1 protein-coding gene is annotated in these 2138 nt (G+C 61.6%); it reads left to right on the top strand.

Annotated features, from left to right (window positions below; translation table 11 throughout):
- Positions 1 to 191: 191 nt before the first annotated feature.
- The coding region (locus ABIB49_RS19205) for a primary-amine oxidase (RefSeq protein WP_354157652.1) at positions 192 to 2138 on the top strand (1947 nt) is incomplete at its 3' end.

Raw genomic sequence — 2138 nt, 5'->3', positions numbered from 1 at the left:
GTGATCGGCGTCACGCCAGGGGAGTTCAGAGTAGAGCTCCACTGGGTCTTCTGTCCGGGCGTCCTCAAAGGCAGATTTCCAGCACAGTCGTTGGCTGCCAGGCATTCGTCAAACCCCGGCCTGTTACGGGCGCTTCGGCTCTCAGGGCCATCGGGATCCTCGTCTTGAATGAAAGAATTAAGGAGAAAAGCATGACTCTCAACACTGAAACCGAAACTGTAGTAGGGGTAGCGCACCCGCTGGATCCGTTGTCCCGGGCCGAGATTTCCCGGGCTGTCTCGATCCTGAAGGACGGTCCGGCTGCGGCTGAGTCGTTCCGCTTTATCAGCGTTGAGCTGCGCGAGCCGTCCAAGGAAGCCCTGAGGACCGGCGGGGAGACCGAACGCGAAGCGGACTCGGTGCTCGTTGACCGCGGCGCGGGAAATGCCTACGAGGCCATCGTCAACATTGATTCGGGTATCGTCACGTCGTGGAAGCAGCTGGCCTCCGGCGTTCAGCCGCCCTTCATGCTGGACGAGTTTGCAGAAGGTGAAGAGAGCTGCCGACAGAACCCTGAGGTCCAGGCGGCCCTTGCCAAGCGGGGCATCACCGATATGGATCTGGTCTGCTTCGAGCCGTGGTCTGTGGGCTACTTCGGTGAAGACAACGAAGGGCGACGCCTGATGCGCGCCCTGGTCTTCGTCCGTCAGGAGCCCGATGACAGCCCTTACGCGCACCCGATCGAGAACTTCATCGTCATCGTCGACCTCAACTCCGGCGAAGTCGTTGAAGTTGAGGACGACCAGGCGATCCCCGTACCCAGTGCCAGCGGCAACTACCTGCCCAAGTACGTCGGGGCGGCCCGCACTGACCTCAAGCCCATCTCCATCACCCAGCCCGAAGGTGCGTCCTTCAAGGTCACCGGAAACCATGTCCAGTGGGCCGACTGGTCCTTCCGGGTCGGGTTCACTCCCCGGGAAGGCCTGGTGCTTCACCAGCTCCGCTTCCAGGACCAGGGCGTGGAGCGTCCGGTGATCAACAGGGCATCACTGTCCGAAATGGTGGTCCCCTATGGTGACACCGCCCCCGTCCAGGCAAAGAAGAACGCCTTCGACTCCGGCGAATACAACATCGGCAACATGGCCAACTCCCTCACCCTCGGCTGCGACTGCCTGGGCGAAATCAAGTACTTCGATGGCATCACCACCGACAGCCACGGCAACCCGTGGACCATCGAGAACGCCATCTGCATGCACGAGGAAGACGATTCCATCCTGTGGAAGCACTTCGACTTCCGCGAGGGCACCGCCGAAACCCGGCGCAGCCGCAAGCTCGTGATCTCCTTCATCGCCACCGTTGCGAACTACGAGTACGCCTTCTACTGGCACCTGTTCCTCGACGGCAGCATCGAGTTCCTGGTCAAGGCCACCGGCATCCTGTCCACCGCCGCCCAGAAGCCCGGCGAGAAAACCCCGTACGGTCAGACGCTGAACAACGACGGGCTCTACGGACCCATCCACCAGCACATGTTCAACGTCCGCATGGACTTCGAAATCGACGGACCGAAGAACGTCGTCTACGAAGTGGACATGGAAATCCCCGAGAACAACCCCACACACACCGCGTTCAAGGCCGTGGACCGGCTGCTCGAAACCGAACAGGCAGCCATCCGCAAGGCGGACCACGACAAGCACCGCTTCTGGAAGATCGCCAACCGCGAGAGCAGGAACCTCGTGGACGAACCGGTCGCCTACCGCCTCATCCCCACCAACGCCATCACCCTGGCCGCCGGTGACGAGTCCTTCGTCAGCAAACGAGCACAATTCGCCCGTAACAACCTCTGGGTCACCGCGTACGACCGCACCGAACGTTTCGCCGCCGGCGAATTCCCGAACCAGGCCACCGGCGCCGACGACGGCCTGCACATCTGGACCCAGGCAGACCGGAACATCGTCGATGAAGACCTCGTGGTCTGGTACACCTTCGGCATGCACCACGTCGTGCGCCTCGAAGACTGGCCCGTCATGCCCCGCCAAAACATCGGCTTCATGCTCGAACCCCACGGCTTCTTCAACCAAAACCCAACCCTCAACCTGCCCAGCTCCGCGACCACCTCCGATCACTGCAGCTCAGAAACCACAAACCACTGCAGCTCAGAA

It is taken from the genome of Arthrobacter sp. UYCu512 (assembly GCF_040547075.1).
Taxonomy (GTDB): Bacteria; Actinomycetota; Actinomycetes; order Actinomycetales; family Micrococcaceae; genus Arthrobacter.
Note: the sequence above shows the minus strand (reverse complement) of the source record. Positions and strands in the feature narration are given on the sequence as shown.